Origin of the sequence: Streptomyces sp. NPDC086777 (assembly GCF_040702065.1) — a bacterium.
Taxonomy (GTDB): Bacteria; Actinomycetota; Actinomycetes; order Streptomycetales; family Streptomycetaceae; genus Streptomyces.
This window is the reverse complement of record NZ_JBFBJI010000022.1, coordinates 94044-108504: the sequence shown is the minus strand read 5'-3', so window position 1 is coordinate 108504 and position 14461 is coordinate 94044. Positions and strand designations below refer to the sequence as shown.

Genomic DNA, 14461 nt, shown 5'->3' with positions numbered 1-14461 from the left:
TCGGTGAATCCGCGTGCCCGTTCTGTGACCCACGGGGTCACCTCAGTCCAAGCGCAGCAAGCGCGGATCGAAGAGCTGCCGTTCGAGCACGGTGCCGTCGTCCGCGGGCGTCTCCTCGGCCGGGTTGCCAGGCGGCCAGCTCGTCGGCCGGCCGCCGTATACGCGCGGGCAGGCCCTCGCTGTCGTCACCGCCGGATCCCCAGTTCTCGGACGCCGCGTACACCGCGGTGGGGACGACGAGGGCGCGGAGGTAGGCGAAAAGCGGGCGCAGGGCATGTCCTTGGCCGAGCCGGTGAGGAGGGGCGGCTGCTTCGCAGACCCTCGGCGCCGCCTGCCGGCGCCCGCCAGGCGGAACGGCTCTGCCGGGCCGCACCGAGCGGGAGCGGCTGCGCATGATCAGCCATGTGCCGTCACCGTGCGGTGGGGCCGCCCGCTCGGCGTTCAGAGGCCCAGTACAGCAGTGCCAGGAGCGGCAGAGCCCCACCAAGAAGCGTCACCGCCGTCCAGCCGCCGACGTGGTAGGTGAGCGAGCCCAGCTGGGAGCCGACGGCACCGCCCAGGAAGAAGGTGGCGATGAACGCGCTGTTGAGGCGGGCACCGGCATCGGGATCGAGCTGGTAGATGGTGTGCTGGCCGAGAATGAGAGTCGTCTGCACGGCCATGTCGATCAAGATCGCGGCCAGACCGATCAGGACGATGCTGCGCTGTCCGAAGCCGGCGAGCGCGAACGCCGCAGCAGCGACGGCGAAGGCCGCACCGGTCATGGGCCGTGTCAACTTGCGGTCGGCCCAGTGCCCGGCAAACGGGGCCACTGCCGCACCGGCCGCGCCGACGAGGGCGAAGATGCCGACCCCCACCTCGGAGTAGTGGAAGCGGGGCCCGGTGAGGACGTACGAGATGGTCGTCCAGAAAGCGCTGAACGAACCGAACATCGCCGCCTGGTACAGCCCGCGCCGCAGCAGCTCCGGGTGGGTGCGCACCAGCTGGACGGTGGAGCGCAGCACCTGGGCATAGGGGATGTTCGTGGTGGGCGCGTGCTGCGGCAGAGCGGCGTGCAGGGCCACGATCAGGACGGCCATGAGGGCGGCGGAGCCGAGGTAGACGACGCGCCAGCCCGCGAGGTCGGAGACCAGGCCACTGAGGGTCCGGGACAGCAGGATGCCGGTGAGCAGGCCACTCATCACCCGGCCGACGATGCGGCCGCGGGCGTGGTCGGGGGCGAGGCTCGCGGCGAAGGGCACGAGGATCTGCGCGACGACCGACGTGGCGCCGCTGATCAAGGACGCGGTAAGCAGCAGGGGGAAGTTCGTGGCGAGTCCGGCCGCGAGGAGGGCGAGCGTGGTGACCGCCAGCAGCACGGTGATCAGGCGGCGCTTCTCCAACCGGTCGCCGAGCGGGACCAGGAAGAGCATGCCGATCACGTAGCCGACCTGAGTGAGAGTGATCAGCCAACCTGCACCCGTCGTGCTGACGTGGAAGGCGTCACGCAGTGAGGAGAGCAGCGGCTGGGCGTAGTAAAGGTTGGCGACGGTCATGCCGGAGGCAATGGCAAGAAGCGCTATCAGCCATCCCGGCACGCCGTGCGTGGTCTTTCCTGTGGCGGGCAGGCGTGGGGCCTGGAGATCGGGTGACTCGGACATGGGTACCTTCTTGGTGAGAACCGGCAGCCCCGCCCGAGAGGCCGGCCGGGGCAGAACCTGCCGCGGCGAGCCCGGACCGGAACGCAACCGGATCACTGGACAGATGCTGCTTGAGGACGTGCCCGCTTCGGGACCCGCCGGGGTCGCCTCAGTCGAAGCGCAGGTCGGAGAGGTGCCGTTCGAGCGCGGTGATGTCGTCCTCGGGCGTCTCCTCGGCCGGACGGGCGGCCATGAGGGTGGCCAACTCGCCGCCCGCCCGCCGTATGCGCGCGGGCAGGCCCTCGGTGTACTCGTCGCCGCCGGATCCCCAGTCCTCGGACGCCGCGTACACCGCGGTGGGGAGGACTGCGGCGCGCAGGTAGGCGAAGAGCGGGCGCAGGGCGTGTTCAAGGACCAGGGAGTGGCGGGCCGTGCCGCCCGTCGCCGCGACGAGGACCGGCTTGCCGGTGAGGGCGTCCGGGTCGATCAGGTCGAAGAAGGACTTGAACAGCCCGCTGTAGGAGGCGCTGAACACGGGGGTCACGGTGATCAGGCCGTGGGCGCCCGTCACCGTGTCGATCGCGGCGGCCAGTGGGGGGGACGGGAAGCCGGTCACGAGGTTGTTGGCGACGGCGACGGCCAGTTCGCGCAGCTCGATGACCTCGGTGTCCACGTCGTGGCCCTGAGCGGCGAGTTCGCCGCGGGCCGACTCGGCGAGACGGTCGGCGAGCAGGCGTGTGGAGGACGGGGTGCTCAGCCCCGCGGACACGGCGACGAGCTTCATGCGGCGGACACCTCCTGAACGGCCCGCAGGGACTGGTGGGTGGGCGCGTCCGGCACTTTGGCGGAGCGGCCGATCGCGAACTCCTTCCGCAGGACGGGCACCACCTCTTCGCCGAGGATGTCGATCTGTTCCAGGACGGTCTTCAGGGGCAGACCCGCGTGGTCCATCAGGAACAGCTGCCGCTGGTAGTCACCGACGGTGGCCCGGAAGGACAGCGTCCGCTCGATGACCCGCTGGGGAGAGCCCACCGTCAGCGGAGTCTGCTCGGTGAACTCCTCCAGCGAGGGCCCGTGCCCGTAGACGGGCGCGTTGTCGAAGTAGGGGCGGAACTCCCGGACGGCGTCCTGGGAGTTCTTCCGCATGAACACCTGCCCGCCGAGGCCGACGATGGCTTCCTCAGGCCGCCCGTGACCGTGGTGGGCGTACCGCCGCCGGTAGAGCTGGACCATCTGCCTGGTGTGGTCGGCGGGCCAGAAGATGTTGTTGTGGAAGAAGCCGTCGCCGTAGAAGGCCGCCTGCTCGGCGACCTCGGGCGAGCGGATCGAGCCGTGCCACACGAACGGCGGTACGCCGTCCAGCGGCCGGGGCGTGGCCGTGAACCCCTGCAGCGGCGTACGGAACTTGCCCTCCCAGTTCACGACGTCCTCGCGCCACAGCCGACGCAGCAGCGCGTAGTTCTCCTTGGCGAGGTTGAGGCCCTGGCGGATGTCCTGGCCGAACCACGGATAGACCGGGCCGGTGTTGCCGCGGCCCATCATCAGGTCGACCCGGCCGTCGGCCAGGTGCTGGAGCATCGCGTAGTCCTCGGCGATCTTCACCGGGTCGTTGGTGGTGATCAGTGTCGTGGCGGTGGAAAGGATCAACTTCTCGGTACGGGCGGCGATATAGCCCAGCATTGTGGTCGGCGACGACGGCACGAACGGCGGGTTGTGGTGCTCACCGGTCGCGAAGACGTCCAGGCCGACCTCCTCGGCCTTCAGCGCGATGGCGACCATCGCCTTGATGCGTTCTTGCTCCGACGGGGTACGGCTATTGGTCGGGTCGGGGGTCACGTCCCCCACCGAGAAAATTCCGAACTGCACGGGTGCCTCTTCGTTCCGGTGACTGTGTGAGTACCGGAAATGTAGGCACCGGCCGGACGGTCGTCATGCCTGTGCGCGCAGGGGAGCTTGCCCGTCAGCGCCCTCTCCCGGCCCGCGTGGTGGGCCACTGCCCGTGCGACCGCAAGTGTGCAGCATCGGGCAAGTGCCGGGGCGCTCGTAGGCAATCGTCGTACCCGGTCAGCCGTCTAGCGTGTCGGTGCCACAGGGCGGCGATCGCATCCCCTCCCCCTGGCCGGCTCGGCCGCAGTGACGGTGGACCCGGCACGCGACAGTGGCCCCCACCGAACGACCCACTCGGGCAGCCCGTGCCTGATGCCTCGCCCCGCGCGGGCCGTGAACACGCGCGAGCCCCGCCAAGAACCGATGCCTACCCGGGAGTGCCCATGGCTTCGTCAACCGTCGTCGAACTGTCCCGATGGCAGTTCGCGATCACCGCGATCTTCCATATGACCTTCCCCGCGCTCACCGTCGGCCTCTCCGTTCTCCTCGCCGTCGTGTACACGGTCTACGTACGCACGGGGAACCCCCTGTACCTGCAGATCTTCCGGTTCTGGAAGAAGATCTTCGCCGTTGGCTTCGGCCTGGGCGTCGTCGCGGGCACGGTGATGACGTTCGAGTTCGGCCTCAACTGGGGCGTGTACGCCCACGCGGTGGGGCCGGTCATCGGGGTCACCATCGCCATGGAAGTGATCACCGCCTTCTTCCTGGAGGCGGGCTTCATCGGCCTGATGCTCTACGGGGACGGCCGGATCCGGCCGCGCACCATGGCCCTGGCCAGCTGGATGGTCGCCTTCGGAACGCTGCTGTCCACCACCTGGATCCTGTCGGCCAACAGCTGGATGCAGGACCCCGTCGGCTACCAGAAGGTCGACGGCCAGTTCCACGCCAGGGACTGGATCAGCATCCTGCTCAATCCCGCCTTCGCCCACCGCTTCCCGCACATGCTGCTGGCCGTGCTGATCAGCGCCGCCTGGTTCGTCGGCGGAATCTCCGCCTGGTACCTGGTGAAGAACCGGGTCCACGCCCAGCCCATGGCCCGCCGCTGCCTGTCCATCGCACTCGGCGTGCTGGGCGTGCTGATGCCGGTGCAGCTGTACGTGGGAGACGGCACGGCGGCCTTCATGGGCCGGCACCAACTCCCCAAGCTGGAGGCTTTCGAGGGCAACTGGAAGAGCGACAACAACGGCTACAACCTGCTCGTCGTCCCCGACACGGACAAGGGCGAGAACAGGCTGCACATGGAGATTCCCTATCTCGGCTCGGTCATCGCCCAGGACCTCAGCGGCAAGACGACGACGCCCGGGCTCTTGCAGACCCCGCCCGCCGAGCGCCCCAACATGTGGACCACCTTCTACGGTTTCCGCGCGATGTACTTCACCGCGCTGCTCATGTTCGGCACGGCCTTCACGGGCGTGGTCCTGCGCATGCGGCGCCGGCTGTTCGACTCCCCGCGCTTCCTGCGGTGGATGGTGTGGATGACCCCGGCCGGGATCATCGCCATCACCGGCGGCTGGATCGTCGCCGAGACGGGCCGCCAGCCCTGGGTCGTCTACGGCCAGCTGCGCACCGCCGACGCGGTCTCCCACCTCACCACATTCGAAGTCGCCGCGAGCCTGGCGGGTTTCATCCTGCTTTACGTCACCCTGCTGGCCATCTGGGCCCGCTACATCGTCCGCACCGTCAAGGCCGGCCCCGAAGCACTGCCCACCGGGCCCGCCTCGCCCGACGCATCGGAGGCCCTCGTTGCTTGAGTACGCCAGTTACACCCTGGTCCTCATCTCACTCGCCATGTACGTCGTCCTCGACGGTTACGACCTCGGGGTGGGCATGCTCAGCCTGACGGCCCGGCCGGAGCGTCGACGGGAGTACGGCGAGATCGTCGCGACCGCCTGGGACGCCAACGAAAGCTGGATCATCCTGGCCGGCGTCGTCCTCTGGGCCGGCCTGCCGGGCGCCTACGCCGTGATTCTGCCCAGTGTCTATCTGCCTTTGATCGGCATGCTGATCGCCATCATCCTGCGCGGGCTGGGCCTGGAGATGCAGAGTGCGGCCGCCGGCTACCGGCGAGTTTGGGCGCTGCTGTTCGGCGGGGCGTCGCTCGCGGCGACCGTGTGCCAAGGTCTCGTCCTCGGCGCCGTGCTCACCGGCCCGAACCAGCGCAACGGTACCTTCCAGGGCGGGGCCTTCGACTGGCTCAGCCTCTACAGCGTGCTGTGCTCGCTCGGCCTGGTCGTCGCCTACCTGCTGGCCGGGGCCGCCTGGCTGCAGGACAAGACCGCGGGCTGGTCGCGGTCGGGCTTCCGCCGCACGGGACGGTCGCTGCTGGTGGTCACCGCAGCCATGGCGGTCGCACTCGGCCTGCTGCTGCCGAGCGCCGACCCGCAGCAGTCGCAGCTGGGCCAGCCCCTGCGGGCCGTGCTGTTCTGGCTCGCGGTCGTCGCCGCTGTCGTGGCCGCTGTGACCGCCTGGTACGGCTTCGGCCGGCGCCCCGACTGGCGGCCGTTCGCCGCCGTGGCCACGATGACGGTCTGTGGGCTGCTGGGCCTGGCGGTGGTCTCCGTACCGGTCGTCGTGCCGCCCGGACTGACCGTCCAACAGGCTGCGAGCCCGCACTCCTCCCAGCTCTTCCTGGTCCTGGGCGTCGGGTTGTGCATGCCGTTCGTACTGGCCTACAACGCCTACGCCTGGCGGAGCTTCCGCGGCAAGTACACCGATCCGGTGGAGAGTCCGATCCCGCCGCTGCATGCCCGCACCTACCCCTTGGCGGTCTCCCCAGCACCCTCCGGCACCTTGCGGACGATCACGCGACGGAGCCTGCTGGTGGTGCTCGGCATTCTGGCGACTGCCCTGTCCCAGGACGTGTTCGGTGGTGTGGCCGACTGGATCGGCCCGGTCGGCGTCACCGTCCTGGGCTGTGCGGCGCTGGCCGCCTGGATCGTGGGCGACCGCCGGGACCGGCGCGCCGGGTACTTCCACGCGGACATCACGGATACCACGGGTATCGCCGACGTCGCGGGCATCGAGGCGGAGACCACCTCGTGAGCACCGCCGTGCTCCTGGACGAACTGGCCGCGGACAGGGCCGAAGACCCCGTGCCCGCAGCCCGGTTGAAGGAATGGGCGGACGTCGGACGGCGGGAGCTGCGCCGCGCGGGCCTGCTGCGCGGCGCGGCCCAGCTGGGCACGGTCATCTGGGCGGGAGGGCTCTCCTGGGGCGCCGAGCGCGGCCTGTCCGCACTCCACGGCGTCCCCGTGTCCGCCGTACTGCCACCCGCCCTGCTCATAGCGGCCGGCGTGGCCCTGCGCGCTGTACTGCTGGCTGCGGGCGACGCGGCAGCCGCGCGCGGCGCCCGCACCGTACGCGAGAGCCTGCGCGGCCGGCTCATCGAGACGGCGCTGCCCGCACACGGCCCGGCCCGCACCGACCTGGACGACGTGACACTCGTCCAAGCCGTCGACGGCGAGGTCGGTCAGCTGACCGACTGGCTCACCGACTACCTGCCCGCGCGGACCACCATGCTGCTCGGCAGCGGCCTCACCCTGGCCGCGATCGCCTCCCGCAGCTGGTTCGTCGCCCTGCTCGTGCTGGCCGCCACCCCGCTGCTGCCGGCCAACCTGAAGGTCATCGGCCTGGGCACGCAGACCGCTGTACGGGCCCAACTGACGGCGATCCGCACCCACCAGGCCCGACTGCTGGACCATCTGCGCGGCCTGCCCACCCTGGTCGGGCTCGGGGCACACGATCAGGCGGCCGGTTCGCTGTCCCGGCACGACCGGGACGTCGCCGGTCGCACCGAGAAGGTGCTGCGCATCGCCTTCCTGTCGACCGCGTGGGTCGAACTGCTCATCACCGGCACCCTCGCCGTGGTGGCGACCTACTGCGGACTGGTCCTGCTCGACTACCTGGACCTGCCCGTCGTACCGGACCACATGAGCCTGTCCGCCGCGCTGTTCGTCCTCGTCCTGGTGCCCGCCTACTTCGCGCCGGCCCGGGATCTGGCCGCCGGCTACCACGCCCGCGCCCGGGCGACCGCCGCCGCCGGTCTGCTGGCCCAGGTCCTGGACGCGTATCGCGAGGCCGTGGTGCCACCTGCCCGACATGCCCGACGGGCCGCGGCGCCACCCGGGGTGCGCCTGGAAGCCGTCACAGTCCATCACCCTGGACGGGAGGCACCAGCGCTGGAACGTGTCAGCGTGCACCTCGCACCGGGGCGGTGCCTCGCCGTCACCGGCGCCAGCGGGGCCGGCAAGTCCACGCTGCTCGCCGTCGCGGCCGGGCTGTACGCCCCGCACGGTGGACGCCCGCTCCACTTGCTGGACGGCCGGCCCGTCCCCGCGGACCCCAGCCGGGTCGCTTGGGTGGGCCAGCCCGCGCACCTGCTGCCCGGCACCCTGCGCGAGAACCTCCTGCTGGCCCGGCCCGCCGCGAACGACCACGACCTGCTGGACGCCGTCGCCTCCCTCGGCTTCGAAGACCTCCTCGCCACAATGCCGCAGGGACTGGACACCCCACTCGGCGAACGCGGCACCGGCCTGTCCTCCGGCCAGTCCCAACAGCTCGCCCTCATCCGGGCGTTGCTGCGGGACGCACCCCTGCTGTGCCTGGACGAACCCACCGCACACCTCGACCCGGAAGCGGAGCAACACGTCCTGTCGGCGCTGCGCACGCTGACCCGCGACCGTACGGTCCTGCTCGCCACCCACAGTCCCGCACTGCTGCCGCTGGCGGACCACGTCATCACGCTGGACCACGGGAGAGCCCGGTGAACCGGATCAGCGCCTGGCGGCTGCTGCGTACAGCGGCTCCGCGCCGCGCCCTCCTGACCGGCATGCTGTTCGCCGCGGCGGCAGAACTCAGCGGCGCCGCACTGCTCGGAGTGTCCGGCTGGTTCCTGACGACCTGCGCCGTGGTCACCCTCCAGGCCAACACCACCTGGTCCTGGATGTACCCCTCGGGCGCCGTCCGGGCACTGGCCCTGACCCGCACCGGCCTGCGCTACCTCGAACGCCTGGCCAACCACCGGAACCTGCTGGCCACCCAGGTGGCCTTGCGAGCTCGGCTGGCCCGTGGCGCTGCCGGCCTCACGCCCCGTCAGCTGCGCGGACAACGCGACGGGACGCTGCTCACCCTGCTCACCGCCGATGTGGAGACCGTCGCGGGCCTGCCCGCGAACGCCGTCGCACCACTGGTGGCAGCGGTCATGACGGCGTGCCTGGTCGATGCCCTGCTGCTGTGGGCCATGCCGGTCCTGGGAATCGCCGAACTCGTCGTCTGGGCAGTCGGCCTCGCCTGCGCCCGGTACGCCCACCACCGCGCGCGGACCCACCTCGCCGACGCCGCCGACGCAAGTGCCGCACTCCGTACCGTGCTGCTCGGTAGCCGTGCCGCCTTCAACGAACTGCGGTGCCTGGACGCCCTGCCGCAGGCTCAGCGGACGGCGACGAGCGTCATGGCCTCCGTCGAGTCCGCCGAATGGGCCGCTGCCCGGGCCGAGCGGCACGGCCGGCTGGCCCTGCGTCTCCTTGCCGCACTGGGGCAAGCGGCGGTACTGGTCATCGCCCTGCGCGCGGCCTCGGCCCAGCCGATCGCCGTCGTGGTGGGCGAGGTGCTGCTCGTTGCCGCCGGGTGGGAGCCACTGGAGAGGCTCCCCGGGCTGATGCAGCACCTGGCGCAGGCCAGGGACGCGGCCGGGCGCCTGGCCCCCCTCGCTGCCGAGGCACACCCGGCGGGCCAACGGCGGGAGGCCGTCCGCACCGTCAAGACGGATGGCCTCCCCCTCATCGGTTCGCCCGCGGAACTCACTATGACCGTGGGAGGCCCGGGACTGGTCCTGGTCACCGGCCCGAACGGCAGCGGCAAGTCGACGCTGCTCGGCCAACTGGCCGGGCGTGTACCAGCGCCTGCCGGCACGGTGCTCCTCGACGGCACGCCCGTGCACGAACTGCCTGCCTCGGCCGTCGCCGAGACAGTCACCCTCGTCGAGGCCGACGACTGGCTGGCCGACGACACGGTCGCGGCCAATCTGCGTCAGGCGGCACCGTCGGCCGACACCACCGCGCTACGGGACGCACTGGAACTCGTCGGCTTGTCGGCCTTGCCGCTCGCCACAGCGGTGGGCCCCGGCGGGCGCCTGCTGTCCCAAGGGCAGCGCAGGCGCCTCGCAACGGCACGCGCCGTACTGAGACGTCCACCGATCCTGCTGCTCGACGAGCCGGTGGCCGGCCTGGACCGCCCCACCGCCGAGGCGCTCCTGGCCGCACTGCCCGAGGCGCTGCCCGAGACCGCGTTGGTGATCGCCCTGCAGGAGCAGGACCTCGACCTGCTGGATGGCACACCGACCACCGTCGTACGGCTCGGCCGGACCGCCGAACGCCAGCACAACGGCAAGCGGACGGCCGAGCACGTACGGGGGTAGACCACGCCGGAGTCACAGCCCAGGCGATACGCGAACTGCCCGACCGGATTTCCGGACGGGCAGTCGGCGTTGGTGGGCCCTACGTGGTGCGGGACGGCGATCCCGCGGCGGGTCACTTCCCCAGGAAGGTGAGGAGCGCCGCGTTGACCTCCTCCGCGTGGGTCAACAGCAGGCCGTGCGGGGCGCCCTCGATCTCCACCTAGCCGGCGGACGGGAGGGCCTTGTGGGGAACGGCTGCGCGGTCCCCTCGACGGGCAGGATCCGGTCGTCCGTGCCGTGCAGGATCAGGGCCGGCACGTCGATGGCCGCGATGTCGGCTCGGAAGTCGGTGTACCAGGTCGACGGCGCGGCCGCGGCCGCGAAGAACCCACCGCCCGCAGCGACGTTCCAGCTGTTGCGGACCGCCTCCTCGCTGATCCTGGTCCCGAGGTTCTCGTCGAGGTTGTAGAACTCCAGCGTGTCGCCGCCTGATCCACGAGGCGGTCCGGGCCACCGCCCGGTGACCCGCCTCGGCTGCCGGGCGCCGCACCGTCCGGGACCGAACCGATGCCGGCTGCCATGGCCCCTGGCCGGCGCGCCGCTCACTGCTCACCCGTCCCCGCTGGGACGGCCCTCCTGGGCACCACCGTAGGAAGCGAACGGCGAACTCACCGATCTCACGCCGCACCGTCGCCGTTTCACTCCTGGCCGGCGTCGCCGCCCTCGGAACTACAGGCGCTGCGTTCGCTGCTCCGTCACCGGCAGCAAGACAGCCGGCGCACCGTCACCGGCATGAACTCCCCGCCATCGTCCTGATCCACGGCGTTCGCCGACTCCTCCAGTGAGTCTTGCCAACTTGAGGCGTGAGCAGGTCAGTTGGTTCGACATATGAGTGAAGCCCCTGGTAGACGGGTTCACGACCAAGATCACCCGGTACCCACCAGAGGCTTCACGTGCTTGTCCACCCGTGCGGGCTGGACGTGTCCAGTCGATCCCTGTCCTTCCTCGCCGCTCGTCCGCGAGAGCACCGTCGCCGGATCGGAAGCCGTTGGCGCCGGCTCCCGGTCGGGCGTCAAGCCCTGCTGGTGTTGGCGCATCTGCGTCATGGGGCCACGTACGCTCAGCTCGCAGCGGGTCTCGAGATCGGCACGAGCACGGTCCACCGCTACATCAGCGAGGCCGTCGACCTGCCGGCCGCACTCGCACCGACCCTCGCCGAGGCCGTCCGAGCTGCTTCGACGAAGGCTTACGTCCTGCTCGACGGGACGCTCCTGGACGCTCGGCCTGTCCCGTACCGGTAGAGGTGTTCCAGGAGGCGGGAGGCGTCATTGCCGGTGGCGATGATCCTGGTCTTGGGCTTGGTGGGGTTCTTGCCCAGGCGAACCGGTCGGCCGTAGCGATGCCCCCACTCCTCGTCGACCAGGCCGTCCAGCAAGTGGCCGGCGGAGCTGGCGACCTCTTCCAACGCGGCACATACCGCTTCGGTGATCAGTTCCAGGCGGGTCAGGTCGCGTACCGCGGCCAGGACATGGGTGGAGTCAGTGCGCTGCGTGGTGCGTTGGCCCACGAGACCGGCCTCCTTGAGGCGGGCCAGGGCGAGGTCGAGGAGGCGGTCTGCGCGGTCGGCCTCGGTGAGGCGGCCGCGGAAATCGGCCAGCACGCTGTGGTGGAATCCGGGGTCGTCCAGCTCCATAGCCATGGCGTACTTGAAGTCGATGCGGCAGCGGACCGCCTCGGCGGCCTGGCGGCCGACAGCCCAGCAGGAACTGCAGCACGCATACGGTGGCCAGCTGGGCGGGCGAGAGATCCGGTCGCCCGTCACGGGGGTACCAGTCGGCGAAGTCCTCGTCGTCCCACAGCCCGTCCAACCGGTCTCTCACCCACATCGCCGTGGTGCCACCCGGGTTGCTCGCCCGTGCAATCCGTGCGGTCAGAGAGGGGACTTGCTCACCGGAACGGGGGCGGAGCGACAACGGGCACCTCGACGATTCCATCGGTCACCGGAACAGCCCGAGCATGCCCGTTGATCACGCTGCCGCACTGAGAAACTCCAAGATCCCCGACAGAGTCAAGCTGAGCCCATAAGCGCTGCCAATGAACGCCTGCCCTTTCTCATCGGACTGGACGCCGTGCCGGCGATTGACTTCGGTCCCGGAGCGGCGCTCGGCCTCGGTTCGGCCGCCCCAGACGCCGAAGTTCTGATCGGATGTCATGGCGAACAGACCGCAGGGACCACTCACGGGGCGCGACGTCCGCGGCGAGTCCATCGCCCGGTGCGGGCACCTCTGCCGGGAGGAACGCCCCGACGTCGTCAACCGGGAACTCGTCGACTTCCTCACAGACTGGAATGGCTGACCAAGCACCTCATCCCGAACCCGGGGAACAGCGCAGTGCAACGTGGGCCGGGGCCGATAGCGGCTCCGGCCCAATTCCGTGCCAGGGCAACGCCGCCCAGCCGGAACCCGCCCGACGACGTGGGCACGTACAGGCCACAGCCAGGGCGCGGACAGGCAAACACGCCGCCCGGCAGTCCCTAGAGTCAACTACGTTCGACGGCCACCCGGTCAGTGCGCACCGCACACCAACCGATGCGAGGCCGGCCCGCGACATCCCACGGCAAACGGGCACACCAAGGCAGCCCCGACCCGGCCGACAGGCCGCGCGACAGCCGACCACCCATTGCCAATCGATGAAGGAGTTTCCCCATGTCCAGTTCCGACAAGCCGACCGTCGTCCTCGTCCACGGCGCCTTCGCCGACGCCTCCAGTTACGCCCAGGTCATCCCCCGGCTGATCGCCCGCGGCCTGGACGTGGTCGCCCCGGCCGTGCCCAACCGCAGTCTGATCGGGGACGCCGCCTACGTCGCCTCCGTCGTCCGGCAGATACCCGGTCCGGTCGTCCTGGTGGGCCACTCCTACGGTGGCGCCGTCATCACGGTCGCCGGCACTGAGGACAACGTCAAGGCTCTGGTGTACCTGGCCGGTTACGCCCTGGAGAAGGACGAGAGCCTCGGCGAACTGCAGGGCCGCTTCCCGGACAGTGACCTCGCCGCCGCACTGGTCTACACCCCCTTCCCGATCGAGGGTTCGACCACCCCCGGCACCGACGTGTCTGTGGAGGCCGAGAAGTTCCCGGCCATCTTCGCCGCCGACGTCGACCCGCGGCTCGCCGCCGTCCTCGCCGTTTCCCAGCGACCGCTGGCCGCGCAAGCCTTTGCCGACCCGGCCCCGGCCGCGGCCTGGAAGACGAAGCCCTCCTGGGGCCTGGTCGCCTCGTCCGACCACACCATCAACCCCGACGTGGAGCGCTACGGCTACCAGCGGGCCGGCATGACCACCGTCGAGGTCGACTCCTCCCACCTGGTGATGCTCGCCCACCCCGAGCGCGTCGTCGACCTGATCGAGGAAGCCGTACGGGCCACCTCCGACTGACCCCACGCGCACCCGCTCGCGCCCGTCCGAGCGGCCGTCGCACCACGGCCGCCTCCACCCCTTTTACAGAGAGCGAACGATGAACCCACCGATCTCACGCCGTACCGTGACGGTGTCCCTCCTGGCCGGCGCAGCCGCCCTGGGCACCGCAGGCGCCGCATACTCCGCGCCGGCAGCGACGGCCGACCGACCGGGCAATCCGCACGAGCGCCCGGACACACCCACCGTCGTCCTGATCCACGGCGCGTTCGCCGACGCCTCCAGTTGGAGCTCGGTCGTGGAGCGCCTGCAGCGGCAGGGCCACCGAGTACTGGCGCCGGCCCTGCCGCTGCGCGGACTGGCAAGCGACTCCGCCTACATCCGCAGCGTCCTCGACAGCGTCACCGGTCCGATCGTGCTGGTGGGGCACTCCTACGGCGGAGCGGTCATCAGCCAGGCCGCCGCCGGGACCCCGCAGGTCAAAGCGCTGGTCTACATAGCCGCCTTCATCCCCGACATCGGGGAGAGCGCACTCAAGCTCACCGACAAGTTCCCCGGCAGCACTCTGGGACAGGCCACCACCACCCAGTACTACCCGCTGCCCGACGGCAGTCAGGCGGAGGAGCTGGTCATCAAGAAGGACCTGTTCCGCAAGCAGTTCGCGGCTGGTGTCCCCACGCAGACCGCCCAGGTCATGGCTGCGGGACAGCGTCCGATCACCCTGGCGGCGCTCCAGGAGCCCGCCACCGCGGCCGCGTGGAAGAAGATCCCCAGCTGGGCCCTCGTGGCCACCGAGGACCGCAACATCCCGCCGGCCGCCGAGCGCTGGATGGCCGAGCGAGCCCGCGCCCACACCATCACCGTCCGAGCCCCGCACGCGGCGGCCGTGAGCGACCCGGGTCCGGTCACCGACCTGATCCTGCGGGCGGCCCGTTCCGTCCGCACCGGCCACTGACCGGCCACCTTCTCGCCCACACCGGCGACATCCCGCACGAGGACATGGGGCCGCGACCGTCGCCTTGCGGCCGAGGTCCCATCCTCGCTCCTCATGGCGGGCCTGACCTGGCGAAGCGCCGCACGCCTGGCCGACGGCGACGAACTCGTCAGCTCCGTCCAGAGCATCGGCGAACTGCGACAACGGTGCGTGGGCT

13 protein-coding genes and 3 pseudogenes are annotated in these 14461 nt (G+C 70.7%); 8 read left to right on the top strand and 8 right to left on the bottom strand.

Features of this window, described 5'->3' with window-relative positions:
• Positions 1–42 precede the first annotated feature (42 nt).
• From AB0472_RS28545 to AB0472_RS28525, 5 genes and pseudogenes are all read right to left on the bottom strand, one after another.
• Complete coding sequence (locus tag AB0472_RS28545) at positions 43–189, bottom strand: hypothetical protein (RefSeq protein ID WP_366360514.1); 147 nt, start codon at positions 187–189, stop codon at positions 43–45.
• A pseudogene (locus AB0472_RS28540) lies at positions 131–277 on the bottom strand (oxidoreductase); the annotation flags it as partial. The gene AB0472_RS28545 and the pseudogene AB0472_RS28540, both read right to left, overlap by 59 nt.
• A gap of 133 nt (positions 278–410) precedes the next feature.
• Entirely contained in the window at positions 411–1640 is a 1230-nt protein-coding gene (locus AB0472_RS28535; protein ID WP_366360374.1) for an MFS transporter, read from the bottom strand.
• Positions 1641–1788: 148 nt separating this feature from the next.
• Positions 1789–2403 carry an FMN reductase gene (locus AB0472_RS28530; RefSeq protein WP_366360372.1) on the bottom strand — a complete coding sequence of 205 codons (615 nt, stop codon included), beginning with the start codon at positions 2401–2403 and terminating at the stop codon, positions 1789–1791.
• Positions 2400–3485, bottom strand: coding sequence for an LLM class flavin-dependent oxidoreductase (locus AB0472_RS28525; protein WP_366360370.1), 1086 nt, complete (start codon positions 3483–3485; stop codon positions 2400–2402). Before AB0472_RS28525 ends, AB0472_RS28530 begins: the two co-directional genes overlap by 4 nt.
• Before the next feature lie 404 nt (positions 3486–3889).
• Here AB0472_RS28525 and AB0472_RS28520 point away from each other — a divergent pair, with 404 nt between their 5' ends.
• The 4 genes from AB0472_RS28520 to AB0472_RS28505 are packed head-to-tail and all read left to right on the top strand — an operon-like array spanning position 3890 to position 9921.
• Positions 3890–5257 carry a cytochrome ubiquinol oxidase subunit I gene (locus tag AB0472_RS28520; RefSeq protein ID WP_366360369.1) on the top strand — a complete coding sequence of 456 codons (1368 nt, stop codon included), beginning with the start codon at positions 3890–3892 and terminating at the stop codon, positions 5255–5257.
• Positions 5250–6548 (top strand): cytochrome d ubiquinol oxidase subunit II, encoded by a 1299-nt coding sequence (locus tag AB0472_RS28515; RefSeq protein ID WP_366360367.1) that lies wholly within the window; start codon positions 5250–5252, stop codon positions 6546–6548. The genes AB0472_RS28520 and AB0472_RS28515 overlap by 8 nt, the downstream gene beginning before the upstream one ends.
• On the top strand, positions 6545–8272 hold the full coding sequence (locus AB0472_RS28510; RefSeq protein WP_366360365.1) for an ATP-binding cassette domain-containing protein: 1728 nt from the start codon (positions 6545–6547) through the stop codon (positions 8270–8272). The genes AB0472_RS28515 and AB0472_RS28510 overlap by 4 nt, the downstream gene beginning before the upstream one ends.
• On the top strand, positions 8269–9921 hold the full coding sequence (locus AB0472_RS28505; protein WP_366360363.1) for an ATP-binding cassette domain-containing protein: 1653 nt from the start codon (positions 8269–8271) through the stop codon (positions 9919–9921). Before AB0472_RS28510 ends, AB0472_RS28505 begins: the two co-directional genes overlap by 4 nt.
• A 112-nt stretch (positions 9922–10033) precedes the next feature.
• Here AB0472_RS28505 and AB0472_RS28500 read toward each other — a convergent pair.
• Positions 10034–10374, bottom strand: a pseudogene (locus tag AB0472_RS28500) (alpha/beta hydrolase); the annotation flags it as partial.
• 479 nt (positions 10375–10853) lie between these two features.
• Between AB0472_RS28500 and AB0472_RS28495 the strand changes: the two are divergent.
• Positions 10854–11174: pseudogene (locus AB0472_RS28495) on the top strand (transposase family protein); the annotation flags it as partial.
• Here AB0472_RS28495 and AB0472_RS28490 read toward each other — a convergent pair.
• Complete coding sequence (locus AB0472_RS28490) at positions 11147–11593, bottom strand: hypothetical protein (RefSeq protein WP_366360499.1); 447 nt, start codon at positions 11591–11593, stop codon at positions 11147–11149. The pseudogene AB0472_RS28495 and the gene AB0472_RS28490 overlap by 28 nt on opposite strands.
• 334 nt (positions 11594–11927) lie before the next feature.
• A complete protein-coding gene (locus AB0472_RS28485; RefSeq protein WP_366360361.1) occupies positions 11928–12113 on the bottom strand; it encodes a hypothetical protein in 186 nt (61 codons plus the stop codon).
• Between AB0472_RS28485 and AB0472_RS28480 the strand changes: the two genes are divergently transcribed.
• The 3 genes from AB0472_RS28480 to AB0472_RS28470 all read left to right on the top strand — a co-directional run bounded on the left by AB0472_RS28480 (position 12112) and on the right by AB0472_RS28470 (position 14265).
• Positions 12112–12255, top strand: a complete 144-nt coding sequence (locus tag AB0472_RS28480) for a hypothetical protein (protein ID WP_366360359.1) — start codon at positions 12112–12114, stop codon at positions 12253–12255. The genes AB0472_RS28485 and AB0472_RS28480 overlap by 2 nt on opposite strands.
• 350 nt (positions 12256–12605) lie before the next feature.
• Positions 12606–13331 carry an alpha/beta hydrolase gene (locus tag AB0472_RS28475; RefSeq protein WP_366360357.1) on the top strand — a complete coding sequence of 242 codons (726 nt, stop codon included), beginning with the start codon at positions 12606–12608 and terminating at the stop codon, positions 13329–13331.
• Between the two features lie 79 nt (positions 13332–13410).
• Positions 13411–14265 carry an alpha/beta hydrolase gene (locus tag AB0472_RS28470; RefSeq protein WP_366360355.1) on the top strand — a complete coding sequence of 285 codons (855 nt, stop codon included), beginning with the start codon at positions 13411–13413 and terminating at the stop codon, positions 14263–14265.
• The last annotated feature ends 196 nt before the right edge of the window (positions 14266–14461 follow it).

Excerpts from the sequence above, each read along its gene's own strand:
- AB0472_RS28520 (WP_366360369.1), top strand. The coding sequence starts at position 3,890 with ATGGCTTCGTCAACCGTCGTCGAACTGTCCCGATGGCAGTTCGCGATC.
- AB0472_RS28480 (WP_366360359.1), top strand. The coding sequence starts at position 12,112 with ATGGCGAACAGACCGCAGGGACCACTCACGGGGCGCGACGTCCGCGGC.
- AB0472_RS28475 (WP_366360357.1), top strand. The coding sequence starts at position 12,606 with ATGTCCAGTTCCGACAAGCCGACCGTCGTCCTCGTCCACGGCGCCTTC.
- AB0472_RS28535 (WP_366360374.1), bottom strand. The coding sequence starts at position 1,640 with ATGTCCGAGTCACCCGATCTCCAGGCCCCACGCCTGCCCGCCACAGGA.
- AB0472_RS28470 (WP_366360355.1), top strand. The coding sequence starts at position 13,411 with ATGAACCCACCGATCTCACGCCGTACCGTGACGGTGTCCCTCCTGGCC.
- AB0472_RS28530 (WP_366360372.1), bottom strand. The coding sequence starts at position 2,403 with ATGAAGCTCGTCGCCGTGTCCGCGGGGCTGAGCACCCCGTCCTCCACA.
- AB0472_RS28485 (WP_366360361.1), bottom strand. The coding sequence starts at position 12,113 with ATGACATCCGATCAGAACTTCGGCGTCTGGGGCGGCCGAACCGAGGCC.
- AB0472_RS28490 (WP_366360499.1), bottom strand. The coding sequence starts at position 11,593 with ATGGAGCTGGACGACCCCGGATTCCACCACAGCGTGCTGGCCGATTTC.